This is a genomic window from Thiobacter subterraneus, assembly GCF_055379455.1.
The window spans coordinates 816,882-830,672 of record NZ_AP042402.1 but is presented as its reverse complement, the minus strand read 5'-3'; the positions used below and the strand labels follow the sequence as shown (position 1 = coordinate 830,672).

The 13,791-nt window shown below is 68.2% G+C and carries 12 protein-coding genes and 2 pseudogenes; 7 read left to right on the top strand and 7 right to left on the bottom strand.

The window, feature by feature from the left end; translation table 11 throughout:
• Positions 1 to 3 precede the first annotated feature (3 nt).
• From ACZ42P_RS04235 to ACZ42P_RS04220, 4 genes and pseudogenes are all read right to left on the bottom strand, one after another.
• Entirely contained in the window at positions 4 to 1,167 is a 1,164-nt protein-coding gene (locus tag ACZ42P_RS04235) for a hypothetical protein (protein WP_464898851.1), read from the bottom strand.
• Between the two features lie 143 nt (positions 1,168 to 1,310).
• A pseudogene (locus tag ACZ42P_RS04230) lies at positions 1,311 to 2,500 on the bottom strand (T6SS immunity protein Tli4 family protein).
• Positions 2,501 to 2,609: 109 nt separating this feature from the next.
• On the bottom strand, positions 2,610 to 3,032 hold the full coding sequence (locus ACZ42P_RS04225) for a hypothetical protein (RefSeq protein ID WP_464898850.1): 423 nt from the start codon (positions 3,030 to 3,032) through the stop codon (positions 2,610 to 2,612).
• Positions 3,029 to 3,742, bottom strand: coding sequence for a DUF3304 domain-containing protein (locus ACZ42P_RS04220; RefSeq protein WP_464898849.1), 714 nt, complete (start codon positions 3,740 to 3,742; stop codon positions 3,029 to 3,031). Before ACZ42P_RS04220 ends, ACZ42P_RS04225 begins: the two co-directional genes overlap by 4 nt.
• A gap of 87 nt (positions 3,743 to 3,829) precedes the next feature.
• On the opposite strand from ACZ42P_RS04220, the pseudogene ACZ42P_RS04215 reads away from it, so the two are divergent.
• The 3 genes and pseudogenes from ACZ42P_RS04215 to ACZ42P_RS04205 all read left to right on the top strand — a co-directional run.
• Positions 3,830 to 4,692 (top strand): annotated as a pseudogene (locus tag ACZ42P_RS04215) (transposase family protein); the annotation flags it as partial.
• 188 nt (positions 4,693 to 4,880) lie between these two features.
• Positions 4,881 to 5,183: a hypothetical protein gene (locus ACZ42P_RS04210; protein WP_464898848.1), complete on the top strand. Its 303-nt coding sequence runs from the start codon at positions 4,881 to 4,883 to the stop codon at positions 5,181 to 5,183.
• Positions 5,184 to 5,199: 16 nt separating this feature from the next.
• A complete protein-coding gene (locus ACZ42P_RS04205) occupies positions 5,200 to 5,826 on the top strand; it encodes a ceramidase domain-containing protein (protein WP_464898847.1) in 627 nt (208 codons plus the stop codon).
• Between the two features lie 39 nt (positions 5,827 to 5,865).
• Here the strand turns inward: ACZ42P_RS04205 and ACZ42P_RS04200 are convergent, their stop codons facing one another.
• Positions 5,866 to 6,243 carry a hypothetical protein gene (locus tag ACZ42P_RS04200; RefSeq protein WP_464898846.1) on the bottom strand — a complete coding sequence of 126 codons (378 nt, stop codon included), beginning with the start codon at positions 6,241 to 6,243 and terminating at the stop codon, positions 5,866 to 5,868.
• Between the two features lie 21 nt (positions 6,244 to 6,264).
• Complete coding sequence (locus tag ACZ42P_RS04195) at positions 6,265 to 6,600, bottom strand: hypothetical protein (RefSeq protein WP_464898845.1); 336 nt, start codon at positions 6,598 to 6,600, stop codon at positions 6,265 to 6,267.
• A 131-nt stretch (positions 6,601 to 6,731) separates the two neighbouring features.
• Here ACZ42P_RS04195 and imuA point away from each other — a divergent pair, with 131 nt between their 5' ends.
• The 3 genes from imuA to ACZ42P_RS04180 all read left to right on the top strand — a co-directional run bounded on the left by imuA (position 6,732) and on the right by ACZ42P_RS04180 (position 12,149).
• Entirely contained in the window at positions 6,732 to 7,463 is a 732-nt protein-coding gene (gene imuA, locus ACZ42P_RS04190; protein ID WP_464898844.1) for a translesion DNA synthesis-associated protein ImuA, read from the top strand.
• Positions 7,448 to 8,917, top strand: coding sequence for a Y-family DNA polymerase (locus ACZ42P_RS04185; protein WP_464898843.1), 1,470 nt, complete (start codon positions 7,448 to 7,450; stop codon positions 8,915 to 8,917). Before imuA ends, ACZ42P_RS04185 begins: the two co-directional genes overlap by 16 nt.
• A 139-nt stretch (positions 8,918 to 9,056) precedes the next feature.
• Positions 9,057 to 12,149, top strand: a complete 3,093-nt coding sequence (locus tag ACZ42P_RS04180) for an error-prone DNA polymerase (protein WP_464898842.1) — start codon at positions 9,057 to 9,059, stop codon at positions 12,147 to 12,149.
• A gap of 7 nt (positions 12,150 to 12,156) precedes the next feature.
• Here ACZ42P_RS04180 and ACZ42P_RS04175 read toward each other — a convergent pair whose 3' ends face one another.
• The gene (locus ACZ42P_RS04175) at positions 12,157 to 13,437 is read right to left on the bottom strand and encodes a sigma-54 interaction domain-containing protein (protein WP_464898841.1); all 1,281 of its coding nucleotides are present in this window, start codon (positions 13,435 to 13,437) and stop codon (positions 12,157 to 12,159) included.
• 187 nt (positions 13,438 to 13,624) lie between these two features.
• Between ACZ42P_RS04175 and cydP the strand changes: the two genes are divergently transcribed.
• Positions 13,625 to 13,786: a cytochrome oxidase putative small subunit CydP gene (gene cydP, locus ACZ42P_RS04170; RefSeq protein ID WP_464898840.1), complete on the top strand. Its 162-nt coding sequence runs from the start codon at positions 13,625 to 13,627 to the stop codon at positions 13,784 to 13,786.
• Positions 13,787 to 13,791 lie beyond the last annotated feature (5 nt).

Below are 13,791 nucleotides of genomic sequence, written 5' to 3'. Positions count from 1 at the left end.
GCCTCAGTCCGTGCCCCAGTGGGGGGTGGCGATGGGCTCGCCCAGGTCGGCTTCCACCAGGCGCCGGCGCACTTCCAGGAGCTGTTCGATCAGGCGCGGCTCGAAGCTGGCGTAGGCTTCCGCGTCCGGCACCCTCCGCACCACCACGCCCAGGAGCTCGGTGATGGCATTGCCAATGGAGTTCTGGCTGATGGTGACGATGAGCTCGCCCTCGTCGTTGCGGTAGATGAGCTGCTTGAACGCCGGCTGCCAGCGGATGGAGTTGGCGTATTTCGCATCGCGGATGCAGCGGTCGCGCACCATCTTGGCGGTGCGCAGGAAGTCGTTGTTGAACAGCAGCTTCTCCTCCACGAGCTCAGGGAAGTAAAGGTCGCGCGGGGGCGGCGAATTGCGCGTGGACACCTGGCCGAAGAAGGTGCGGTAAAAGTCAAGAAAGCCCTTGAGCAGGGTGTCGTAGTCCTTCCAGAAAGCCACTTCGCGCAGCGCCGCAGCACCGCCGACCACCTGCCAGCTGGGCAGGCCCTGGGGATAGCCGGTCAGGGCGAGCCGGCAGGCGCTGTCCTCGCAGGGTTTGAGCAGGTGGAAATCCAGCTCGCTGAAAAAGGACCGGTACACCTCCCGCATGTAGGCCTGGAACAGGGAATGCTGGCCGCCGTCAGTGAGATTGGGGTTGTCGGGATCGGCCAGCGGGGCTTCTTCCAGCGCCTGCTTGTCGAACACGATGAAATGGTTGTGCAGCATGCGGATGGAAGGCACCCCGGGCGAGGTGAGGGGCCAGGTGGCGTCCAGGCTGGCCTCGCCCGCCAGCACCAGGTGCCGCGCCGGGTCGGGATAGCGCTCCAGCATGTAGTCGATGAGAATCTGGTTCATGCGGTTCCAGACACGCTTCACCGGGTCCGGCACCTGGGTGCGGCGCACCGGCCGTCCCAAAGGATCGAGGATGCGCTGCGACGTGTTGTAGATGATCGAGGCATCGAACACGTTGCTGTGACCCAGCGCCTTGCGGTAGAGCAGCAGATCCTCCGGGTTCCTGAGCAGGCCGTTGTTGTGCACCAGATCGTTGAGATTCTCGGTGCTGTTGAAGAATTCGTTGGGCTTCATTCCCTCCGGCACTTCCAGGGGAATGGGGCGGAAAGGCGTGACGATCTCGCGGGGTCCGGACTGCATGGTATCGGGCTCGGGTGGCAAACGCCCCATGGTAGCCCATCCCGTCCGTGGGGTGAAAGCATTGCGGCAGTCCCGGCTGCCTCAAGGGCGGCACCCCAAGGGGTGTGTGCTTCCTCCCTGGCCCGACGCAGAGACGGGGTATGTCAACGCTGGCTGCTGCCGTCCCCGTAGTCCACCAGCTGCCAGGTGACCTCGACGGGGGTGTCTTCCGTGCCGCCCAATAGTCCCCTGAGCCCTGGCGCGGGGCGGCTGGCCAGGCCATAGGGCATGGGGGCGCCGCGGGGGATGAAGCGGCGGCGGGGGTTGAGGCTGACGTCTTCGTTCAGGCACTGCCACAGGCCGCTTTCGGGGCAGAGGGCGCGGCTGGTGACCCGGGTGCCCAGGGGCAGGCGCGGCGGCGGGGTGGCGGCCGCGCCCTTGCCGGGCCCCGTGGGCCGCAGGCGGATGGAATTGACGATGGCGTCGAACAGGCGGATGGCCTGCTCGTCAGTGAGGGAGGGGGGGACATAACGCTCGCCCGTCTCGCGTCCGTCGCCGGTCATAAATTCCAGGCTGATCGAAGGACGCAACACCGAGCGGGGTTCCCCGCCCGCTTCCCAGACGAAATGGTGGATCGCATAGCCTTTGCCGCTGGGCAGCGCGTCGAGCACCTCCTGCCCGGCAATGGGTCCCACGTTCCGTTACCCTTGCGCAACACGCGCAGCTGCAACGCGACCTGGGCGAGGAAATCGGGGAAAGGCCTGCTGATGCGGGTTAGCAGCGGTTCGCTGAGTTTGTCGCGGTTGGTAAGGGTTTCCACCGAGATCAGCACATCCGGCCAGCGGGGGATGCGGAAGCTGATGCCTGCCCGCTCGTAGTGGAACTCATCGCCGGCATCGGCGATGAAGCCCTCCTCGAGGCAGAAGCCCGGCTCGGTGGGGATTTCCTCCGGCAGGCGGTAGCGCAGGTTGGGGAGGAGTTTGGTTTCCAGGCGGGTTATGACCGGGGTCATTTTGGATTCGTCAAATGCCGTCTCCGACATGGAATACAACATGCCCTTGTCCAGGCGGTAGGCTTCGAAACCGAAGGTGGTTAACGTGATAAGGGGCTTGTTTAACTTGAACACCCGCGCATGGGGAAAGGGACGGCGGGATTCGACTAGGCTAAATTTCTCTTCGTGCTTGCCCGCCCGAAGCTTGGCCTCCCGCTCGGCCATGCGCTGCTCGAACAGGGCGGGGCCACCGCCCAGCCGCTCGCTTCGGATCTCTCCGAACATGTACTCGTAGCTTTGGCCGCTCACCACGGCCTCCTGGGGCACGTCGATGAGAAAGCGCCCAAAACAGACGGTGCGCATGCCGGTCATGTCATCAGCGCCCCAGGCGAGGGGGCCGAGGAGGCAGAGGACGAGCCAGCAGAGCCATCGGGACATGGGAAGCGCTCCTTCTTCGATTGGGGCAGTTCAGTCACGGGTGTGGCCTGCGCCACCAGGCGGGCGATGCAGTCGCAGACGTCGTTCCACAGCCCGGGCAGAGAACATAGACGCGGAAGAAGTTGGGATAGCGCGCCCCGTCGGGCCAGCGGATGTCAAACCGCAGCAGCTCCCGCGGCGCAATGGTCCGGCCCGGATAGGCATCGAACAGCCGGGCCACATTGCTGTGGCTGCGATCCTGCCTCTCCTCGCTCACCGCATAGTTGTTGCGCGTGCCGTCGAAGAAAAACCCCAAAAACAGATTCTCCGTGCAGGATTCCCGAAAATCACACACAGGCGGGTGCTCGCGCAGTTCGAAGGCGGCGATTGTGTCCCTTTGCTCTTGTGTGAAGAAAACCTCCTTCAAGCTGGGCTCCGCCGCGCTGAAGGGCAGGGGCTTCGCCAGTGTCGCTCTCATGGCCGCTTCTCCTCCAGCCGCTTGATCCACTGCCGGGTCCGCTCGGCTGCCGTCGCGAAATCGCGCTTCAGCTTCGCGGCGTACGCGGGATCACCCGGGCCCGTGAAACCGTGCAGCGTATCGGGGCGCCGTTTCTGGTCACCCTCCCACGCCTCCCGTATTTCTTCCTCCGTCAGGCCGCGCGCCCCGCTTTCGAAATCCGCCAGATCCCGTTTCAGCCGGTCCATCTCCTGCTGCCACAGCTTGCGCCTGTAGGCGAGGCTGGGCTGGGGCCAGTGCTTGAGCCGTCCCGGCCAGTCCACATGCCCCGGGTCCACATCACTCACCACCACCTCCACATCATCACCCCCGTAAAACACCGCCCACAGCATCCCCACCCGGCCCCCCGCATAAGGCGGCAGCCCAAACTCCCGCTCGCGATATTCCCGGTTGACCTCCGAGCCCGTCCACCAGTCCCACCGCAGCCGCACCTTGATCCCCGGCCGCCACTGCCTGGGCAGCTCGTAGCAGCACATCGTGCCCCCCGCCTCGTAGGGCCCAAGACTGGGGCCGCCCGCAGGCACCCTTGTTTCCGGGTGGATGAACAGAAAACTGTTCAAATCCCCCTCCGTGTAGTTGATCGCCGACACCGGCACCGCCACCTCGTCATCGGGCACGGAACAGCCCGCCAGGCACCCCAGCACCACCCCCACCACCCAGCCGCGCCTCATAGGCTTGCTCCTTTTCCGGCCCTCTGAGTCAGAATAGTTGTCGCCTCGATAGAATCTGAAACCTGAGGGCGATAAGGGAAGAACAAAGTGGCCAGATACGGACAAGCATTCAAGGACAAAGCGGTAGCACGGTTGTTGCCCCCGGAGAGCGCATCGGTGGAGACGGTTTCCCGCGAACTGAGTCTTTCAACGGCGACGCTGGAGAGGTGGCGCGCGGATGCCCTGTCCAAGCCCGCTCGCACGCGGGCCTGGACAGGGCCGGCCCGATTCGAGGCCGTGTTGGTCACCGCCGCAATGGATGAAGCCAGCAAGAGCGCCTGGTGCCGCGAGAACGGCGTGTATCCGCAGGAACTCGAGCAATGGCGTGCAGCGGCGACACAAGCGCTGGCCGACCCCGAGGACACCGCGCGGCTCGGCCTCCGCGACAAGAAGGCCGACCGGCGACGTATCAAGGAACTCGAGCGCGACCTGCGCCGCAAAGAGAAGGCCTTGGCCGAAGCCGCCGCGCTGCTGGTGCTGTCAAAAAAGCTCGAGGCGATCTTTCCAAAGGACAAGGACGAGGACGCATGATCGGCCGGGAAGATCGCCAAACAATCGTCCGCCACATCGACACCGCACATGCCGCGGGGGCGCGCCTGCGCCCGGCATGCGAGGTTGCTGGCATCACCGTGCGCACCCTGCAACGCTGGAAGGCCGAGGACGGCCTGCGCGTCGGCGATCGCCGGCCCATGGCCAAGCGCCCGACACCCGCCCATGCGCTCACCGAAGAGGAGCGCGCCCGCATCCTGGCGGTGGCCAACGAGGCGCGTTTCGCCGACCAACCCCCCGCGCGCATCGTGCCGACGCTCGCCGACGAAGGGATCTATATCGCCAGCGAATCGAGCTTCCAGCGGTGCGGTCACGCTCAATCCGGAGCGCGATGCCGTCGTGCGCGGCCACGTACATGCCGAAGATACAGGGCAGTTTGTTGCATGAATCAGGCGGCAACTAGCTTGACTTGTTTCGCGCCCGCCACGGCGCTGGAAGCCTGGCTGCTCTTCGACGAGCCCCTCGGCGCGGTGAAGGTCGCCGGCATTGCCCTGGTGGCACTGGGTGTCTATCTTGTGATGAAGCCGCGACAAAGCTGAAGGAGACGGCAATGCGAACGAGACAGGGCGTGCTGGCGGCGCTATTGCTGGCGGTGGCATGCGCCGCCTGGGGGGACGACTTCATTGGCAGGCTGGATCTGGTGGAGGTGAAGGCCGACGGCGCGCGTTTTCTCGCGCAACGCGAGAAACTCAACCTCTACGCCAGCGGCGCCTACCGGGACGTGCTGCTTGCGGGGTTCTTCCGCCAGGTGCCCGTGCGGGTGGCGTACACGCCCTTCCCCTGCGGCGGGGGTGTCACGGGCATCTGCGGTACGGTCCATGGCGTGAGGGTGGAGAGCGCGGATTTGCGCTGAACGGCAGCAGCGCGCCATGTTCGATTATCTGCCCCAGTATTGCGAACGCAGCCAGCCCCGCCTCCTGGGCGAGCCGGTGAACACCCTCAGCAACCTGGCGTTCTTCCTCGCCGCCTGGCTGCTGTGGCGTTCGCCGGCCGGGCAGGGCGGCACAGCCACGCGGCTGCTCGTTGGGCTCGTGGTCCTCATCGGCGCAGGCAGCGTGCTCTGGCATGCCATCGCCCAACCCTGGGCCCTGTGGTTCGACGTGCTGCCCATCGCCCTCTTCATGGGGGCGTACCTGTGGGTGTTTCTGCGCCACGTGGCACACCTCACCCGGCCGCGGGCCGCGGCACTGTTTGCGGCCTTTCTCACGGTGGAAGCCGCGCTTGCCCCGCTGCTGCCCCCGGATCTGCTCAACGGCGTGGGCTTTTACCTGCCGGGACTCGTGGCCCTGTTCGCCATGAGTGCGTGGCTTGCCACCCTGGGACGGCGCGAAGGACGTGCCTTCGCGCAGGCCGCCTTCCTGTTTGCGGCGGCCATCGCCGCCCGCCTGCTGGATTGGCCCCTGTGCGAGAGCCTGCCCATGGGCACTCATTTCCTGTGGCATCTGCTTGCCGCGGCTGCGCTGTTTGTCCTGGTGCGCGCCACGGTTCCCGCCTGAAGACCGGTGCGCGGCCTGCAGCCTGCACCCTGCGGCGGTTCAGCGCCAGCCACGCAATACGCTGCGCAGCGCGTCCTCCTGCACCGGTATCGTCAGCGCCTCGTCGATGCGCAGACGGGCGCGCACCTTGTCCAGGGCGGCCTGGCTGGCCGGTTCGTAGAGCACCAGGATTTTCGTGTCGGGAAGGGGCTGGGCGGTGGCCAGCAGGGATTCGAGATTGCTCAGGCGGTCACGGAAGTCCGCCTGGAAATAGAAATCCGCCACGATCACGTCGGGCCTGAGCCGGCGCACCAGGGAGACGGCCTTGCGCGCCTGGAATTCCGTGGTGACCTCGAAGCCCAGCTCCCGGTACAGGTTGGGCAGCCGGGCATGGCCCATGAATTCCACCAGGGTGAGCAGTTTCTTGGCGGAGGACATGCGCTGGGGGCAGCCGCGGGGCTATGCCTTTTCGTCGATGCGGGTGGTGGGATCGGTCGCCCGCCGTTTGGCGCGGCGGCGGTCCACGCCTGAGCGGGTGTCGATGAGGACCGGGAGGTTGGCCACCCGACGGTCGCCCTTGCGCCGGTCCTCGCCGCTGCGGCGCTCCACCGGCGGGGGCGCCGGCCGGGGTGGAGCGGGCGGCGCCGCCAGGGGGCGGGGACGGCGCGCCAGCAGGCGCTGCTGGCTCAAAGGCGGGCCTACCGGCCGCAACGGCCGGATGCCGGCGGTTTCCTGGATTTCGTAGGCGTCTTCCGTCACCCCGATGGGAGGCAGCGGATCCACCGGAAAGCGCATCGTTCCCCTCTCCTGTTTCCCTGAAGCAGCGACCCGCCGGGGGGGCGGGAAGTTTCCGCATTTTACGGCCGGGGGCGGTGGGGCTTGAGGGTTGCCTTGACCATCGAACGATCGTTCGATAAGCTGGGGGCATGGCGGCTTCCTCCCTCGACACCCTCCTGCAGCATCCGGCCCTCTGGCGCGGCGACCAGCTTGCGCAGGTGGCCCAGCCCAGCCTGGCCAGCGGCTTCGAGGCGCTGGACCGGGAACTGCCGGGCGGCGGCTGGCCGGTGGGGGCGCTCACCGAGCTGCTCCACGAGCGGGAGGGCATCGGTGAACTGCGTCTGCTGCTGCCGGCGCTGGCGCGGCTCACCGGCGCGGGGCGCTGGGTGGCCTGGGTGGCGCCGCCCCATCTGCCCTATGCGCCGGCCCTGGCGGCGGCGGGCATCGATCTGGCGCGCCTGCTCGTCATCGGCGCGGTTTCCCCCCGCGATGATCTCTGGGCGGCGGAGCAGGCCCTGCGCGCGGGCAGCATGGGTGCGGTGCTGTTCTGGCCTGGCGAGCTCGATGCCCGCGCGGCGCGCCGCCTGCAGCTCGCGGCCGAAGCGGGCGGGGCGGCGGGCTTTCTCTATCGTCCCCTGCGCGTGGCGGGCGAAGCCTCGCCTGCCGCCCTGCGCGTGGCGCTTGCGCCGCAGGAAGATGCGCTCTCGATCCGCATCCTCAAGCGCCGCGGTGCCGCGGCGACGATTCCCTTCCGGCTGCGTTTTTCTGCTCCCTCTCCCCTCGTGGGAGAGGGTGGGGGAGAGGGGGCGAACCATGCCGCCTTCACCCCCACCCCAGCCCTCCCCCATCGAGGGGGAGGGAGCCATTGCCGACACGTCTGATCCCGGCGCTTTTTTCTTCGCGCATCATGCTGTGGCTGGCGTTGCATCTGCCCCGTCTTTCCCTCGAGGTCTTCACCCGCGGGCTGGCGGCCTGGGGCCCGGCGCTGGTGGCGGAGGCGGGCGGCCGGGGGCGGGTGGTGATGGCCAGTCGCGCCGCGGAGAAGCTGGGGGTGCGGCCGGGCATGACGGTGGAGGCGGCGCGGGCCCTGGCCCGGGAGCTGGCGGTGTTCCGGCGCGACCCCCGGCGGGAAGCGGCGGCTGTCGCGGGGCTGGCCGCCTGGGCGGGCCAGTTCACCCCCCACGTCAGCCTGGAGGACGATGGCGTGCTGCTGGAGGTCGCGGGTTCCCTCCGGCTTTTCGGCGGCGCGGAAAAGCTGCGGGAGCGGGTGGAGCGGGAAGTCCGCGCCTTGGGTTACCACGCCCGCTGTGCCGTGGCACCCACTCCCCGGGCGGCGAGCTGGCTGGCCCGCGCCGGCGCCTGCGGGGTGGTTCCCGATTCCACACGGCTCGCCCAGGCCCTGGCGCCCCTGCCCCTGCTGCTGGCGGAGGCGGCGCGTCCCCACGCCGATCTGCTGGCGGCCCTGGGGCTGACCACGCTGGGCGAGTGCCTGGCCCTGCCGCGGGCGGGAATAGAGCGGCGTTTCGGGGCGGCGCTCTTGGAGGAACTGGATGCCGCCCTGGGCCGCGTGCCCGACCCGCGTGTGTGGTTTACGCCGCCGCCCCAGTTCGCCGCCCGGCTGGAGCTGCCGGCGGAAGTGCATGCCGCCGATGCCCTGCTGTTCGCCGCGCGCCGCCTCCTGAACGAGCTGGAGGGTTTCCTGCGTGGGCGCGGTGCAGGTGTGCAGCAGTTCCGGCTCGATCTCCTGCACGGGGAGGCACCGCCCACACGGGTGACGGTGGGACTGGTCCGGGCGCGTCACGATGCCCGGCATCTGCTGGAACTGCTGCGCGAGCGTCTGGAGCGGCTGACCCTGGCGCAGCCGGTGCGGGAGATCGTGCTGGAGGCAGCCCAGCTCCTGCCCAGCCGGCCGCGCAATCTCGAACTGTTTCCCACGGCCCAAAACGAGGCGGAACACACCGAGGCCCTGATCGAGCGGCTGCGCGCGCGGCTGGGGGAGGGCCGGGTGTATGGCCTGGCATGCGTGGCCGACCATCGACCCGAGCGGGCGATGCAGGTGGGCGAGCCCGGCGCCACCCGGGGAGCGGGCCGGTCCTCCCGTCCCCTGTGGCTGCTGCCCCGGCCCCGGCCGCTGGCCTGCCGCCACGGCGTGCCCTGCCTGGGCGCACCGCTGCGTCTCGAGACGGGTCCGGAACGCATCGAAACCGGCTGGTGGGATGGACAGGCCGTGGCACGGGACTACTTCGTGGCGCAAGCCCCCGGCGGGGCGCGCTACTGGGTGTACCGGGAAGCAGCGGAGGCGGAGCGCTGGTTCCTGCAGGGGATTTTTGCGTGAGGCCCGGAGGGCAGGGCAGCCCACGGGAAACACGGAGGCCCCCGGGACGAAAGCGTGAAGGGCGCACACGGCCCTCCCGGGAAACCCAAATCCCTGCGCCCGTCGTTTCCCCCCTTGAAAGCAAACAGCCCGTTTTGCGATGACCCTGCCTGGCTACGCCGAGCTCCATTGTGTGAGCAACTTCACCTTCCTGCGCGGGGCGTCCCATCCGGAGGAGCTGGTGGCGCGCGCCCACGAGCTGGGTTACGCGGCGCTCGCGCTCACCGACGAATGTTCCCTTGCCGGCGTGGTGCGGGCGCATGTGGCGGCGAAGGCGGTGGGACTCAGGCTCATCGTCGGCAGCGAAATCAGGCTCGAAGACGGTTTGCGCCTGGTCTTGCTCGCCACCAGCCGCGAGGGCTACGGCAATCTCTCCCAGCTCATCACCCAGGGACGTCGGGCAGCGGCGAAGGGCGGCTATGTCCTGCACCGTGCCGATCTGGAACAGGGGCTGGGCGATTGCCTTGCCCTGCTGCTGCCGGATGGAAACACCGGGCCGCAGGATGTACGCTGGCTGGCGGAACGTTTTCCCAATGCCTGCTGGATCGCCTACGAGCGTCTGCTCGGCGCCGATGACGCTCAGCGCCTGCAGCAGGCAGAGCAGCTTGCCCAGACCTGCGGCGTGCCCCTGGTGGCGGCGGGCGATGTGCACATGCACGTGCGCAGTCGCCGTGTCCTGCAGGACACCCTCACCGCGATTCGTCTCGGCGTGCCGGTGAGGCAAGCCGGCTTCGCCCTCTTCCCCAACGGCGAGCGTCATCTGCGTTCCCGCGCGCGGCTGGCGAAGCTGTATCCGCCGGCGCTGCTGGCGGAGACGCTGCACGTGGCGGCGCGCTGCGGGTTTTCCCTGGACAGCCTGCGCTACGAATACCCCAGCGAGCTGGTGCCGCCAGGGGAGACGGCCACCAGCCATCTGCGCCGGCTGACGGAGGCGGGCCTGCGCCAACGCTATCCAAACGGTGTGCCGGAGAGGGTGCGCCGCCTGGTGGAGCACGAGCTCGCCCTGATCGCCGAGCTCGCCTATGAACCCTATTTCCTCACCGTGCACGACATCGTCGTGTTCGCGAAGAGCCGCGGCATCCTGTGCCAGGGGCGGGGCAGCGCGGCCAATTCCGCGGTGTGCTACGCCCTGGGCATCACCGAGGTGGATCCCGCGCGCATGGAGATGCTGTTCGAGCGATTCATTTCCCGCGAGCGCAACGAGCCGCCGGACATCGACGTGGACTTCGAGCATGAGCGGCGCGAGGAGGTCATCCAGTATCTCTACCAGAAATACGGCCGCAGCCGCGCCGCGCTGGCGGCGGCGGTGATCTCCTACCGGCCCAGGAGCGCCATGCGCGACGTGGGCAAGGCCCTGGGGCTGAACCTCGACCAGGTGGACCGCCTCGCCAGGAGCCTGAGCTGGTGGGATGGCAGAAAGGTCCGGCCGGAGCGCCTGCAGGAAGCGGGCTTCGACCCGGACAACCCCCGCATCCGTCAGCTCATCGCCCTGGTCAACGAACTGGTGGGCTTCCCCCGCCATCTCTCCCAGCACGTGGGCGGCTTCGTCATCAGCCGCGATGCTCTTTCGCGCCTGGTGCCGATCGAGAACGCGGCCATGCCCGAGCGCACCGTCATCCAATGGGACAAGGACGATCTCGATGCCCTGGGACTGCTCAAGATCGACGTGCTGGCGCTGGGCATGCTCACCGCCATCCGCCGCGCGCTGGACCTGGCGAGCGCCTGGCACGGCAGGCCCCTGCGCCTGGCCGACATCCCGGCGGAAGACCCCCAGGTCTATGCCATGATCCAGCGCGCCGACACCATGGGCGTGTTCCAGATCGAATCCCGGGCGCAGATGGCGATGCTTCCAAGAATGAAGCCGCGCTGCTTCTACGACCTGGTGATCGAAGTCGCCATCGTGCGGCCCGGTCCCATCCAGGGGGGCATGGTGCATCCCTATCTGCGCCGGCGCCAGGGACTGGAGCCGGTGAGCTATCCCTCGGAGGCGGTGAAGGGCGTACTGGAGCGCACCCTGGGCGTGCCCATCTTCCAGGAACAGGTGATGAGTATCGCCATGGTCGCCGCCGGCTTCACCCCGGGCGAGGCGGACCAGCTGCGCCGCTCCATGGCGGCGTGGAAGCGGCGCGGGGGGCTCGCCCACTTCGAGGAAAAGCTCATCAGCGGCATGCGCAAGCGCGGCTACACGGAAGACTTCGCGCGCCAGATCTTTCAGCAGATATTGGGCTTCGGGGAGTATGGCTTTCCCGAATCCCATGCCGCGAGTTTTGCATTATTGGTGTATGTCTCCGCCTGGCTCAAGTGCCATGAGCCGGCCGCCTTCACCTGCGCCCTGCTCAACAGCCAGCCCATGGGGTTCTACGCGCCGGCGCAGCTGGTGCAGGACGCGCGGCGGCACGGCGTCGAGGTGCGACCGGTGGACGTGACGGTGAGCGGGTGGGATTGCTCGCTGGAACCCCCTTCCCCCTCGATGGAGGCGGGAGAGGCCCCCGCCCTGCGCCTGGGGCTGCGCATGGTGCAGGGCCTGTCCCGCGCCGGGGCGGAACGCATCGTGGCCGCGCGCGCCGCCGCCCCCTTCACCGATGTGGAGGATCTGGCCCAACGCGCGCGTCTCGACCGGCGCGATCTCCATGCCCTGGCCGCCGCCGGGGCGCTGGCGGCCCTCGGCGGCCATCGCCGCCAGGTCTTGTGGGCCGTGGCCGGCATCGAGGAGCGGCCGCCCCTGTTTCGCGACGTGGGCCGGGCGGAAGCGCCGGTGGCCTTTCCGCCGCCCAGCGAGGCCGAGGACCTGGTGGCCGACTACGGAAGCCTCGGCCTCACCCTGGGCCGCCATCCCCTGGCCCTGCTGCGGCCTTTCTTCGACGGCCGGCGCATGCTCACCGCGGAACAGATTCGCCGTCTGCCGGACGGCAGGCTCGCGCGCGCCGTGGGACTGGTCATCAACCGCCAGCGGCCGGACACCGCCAGCGGCGTGATCTTCCTCACCCTGGAAGACGAAACCGGCCACGTGAACGTGGTGGTGTGGAAAACCGTGGCGGAAAGGCAGCGGCGCGAGCTCATGCAGTCGAGCCTGCTCGCCGTCCACGGCCGGCTGGAACGGCAGGGGGAGGTGGTGCATCTGATTGCGGGAAGGCTGGTGGATTACAGCGAGCTGCTGGGGCAGCTGGAGGCGCGCTCGCGGGACTTCCGCTGAGCAAGCCTTACCCTGCCAGCTTGCGATAGAGCGTGCGCTCGCTGATCCCGAGTTTCCGCGCCAGGGATTTCCGGTCGCCGTCATGGTGCGCCAGCGCCCATTGCAGATAGCGCAGTTCTGCCGTGGCGAGGGGCACGATCTCGTCCACCAGCGGTGCCGGTGGTGGATGGGCACCCACCTCCGGCGGCAGGTGTTCCGGCAACAGGGTGTCGCCGTCGGCCATGAGCAGGGCACGTTCCATGATGTTGCGCAGCTCGCGCACATTGCCCGGAAAGTCGTGGGCGAGCAGCCGTTCACGGAAACCGGGGCTCATGTTGAGCCTGCGCCCCGGGGCGAGACGCGCGGCCAGTGTCTCGGCGAGGAGCAGGATGTCCCCGCGCCGTTCCCGCAGGGGCGGCAGCACGATGGGGAAGACGCTCAGGCGGTAGTAGAGATCGGTGCGGAAGGCACCACGCTCCACCATGGCCTTGAGTTCCCGGTGGGTGGCGGCCACCAGACGGAAATCGGCACGCAGGGTTTCGACACCGCCCACACGCCGGAAGGTGCCGGTCTCCAGCAGCCTGAGCAGCTTGACCTGTAGCGCAAGGGGAATGTCGCCCACCTCGTCCAGGAACAGGGTGCCGCCGGCAGCGGCTTCCACGAGGCCGATCTTGCGCTGGCTGGCGCCGGTGAAGGCGCCCTTCTCGTAGCCGAACAGTTCGCTCTCGAACAGGGTCTCGGTGAGACCCGAACATTCCACCACCACGAAGGGGCCGTTGCGACGAGGACTCTGTTCGTGGATGGCCTGGGCCACCAGTTCCTTGCCGGTGCCCGATTCCCCCAGCAGCAGGGCGGTGGTGTCCGAGGGCGCCACCCGCCGCACCAGCTCCAGCATGCGGTTGAAGGCCGGCGACTTGCCCACCAGGCCGCGTTGCGCCGGCAGGCTGCTCGCCTCGCGCACCACTTGCATGCGCTCCACGAAATGGGTGATGTGGCCGCGCGCGTCCCGAACCGGTGTGAGCAGGACATCCACGTGTTCCTCGCCCCGGGGTGTGTGATGCAGGTGCAGCACCCGCACCGGCTCGCCGGTGGCGCGGCTGGCAGCCAGGGGACAGGACTCGCCGCACTCGTCGCACGGTCTGCTGTAGCCGTGGGATACCGCATAGCAGGTCTTGCCCACCACCTCGCCCTGTCCGAACTGGCGGCGATAGGCCGCGTTGGCCGCCACGATGCGGTAGTCCGCGTCCATCACGATCTGGGGATCGGGCTGGGTTTCCAGAAAACTGATGAGTTCGTGCAGCGGGCGCATGCGGCCACCTTACTGTCAAATAAGGCAGTTGTAAAGCCGAAGGCTGCCAAAAAAGGCAGTCCGCTCTTCTCCTGCCTGCGGCGATAAGTCGCAAGCCGCTGATTTCACGCAACTCTATACTTCGCCCGTGACCGTTGCCAGACATGGCACGGTCTTTGCAATGTCAGTCCCCGCGAAGGAGGTGCCCATGAAGATTCCCCGCAATCCGCTGGTTCTGGAAATCGCCGTCGCCCTGGTGGTGAAGCTTGCCTTCATCGCCGGACTCTATTGGGCGTTTTTCAGCGGTGGCCCGCCGCAGCCCGGCGCCGAGGCCGTCGCCCGCCATCTCACCGTCCAGTCTGCGCAATAAGGAGC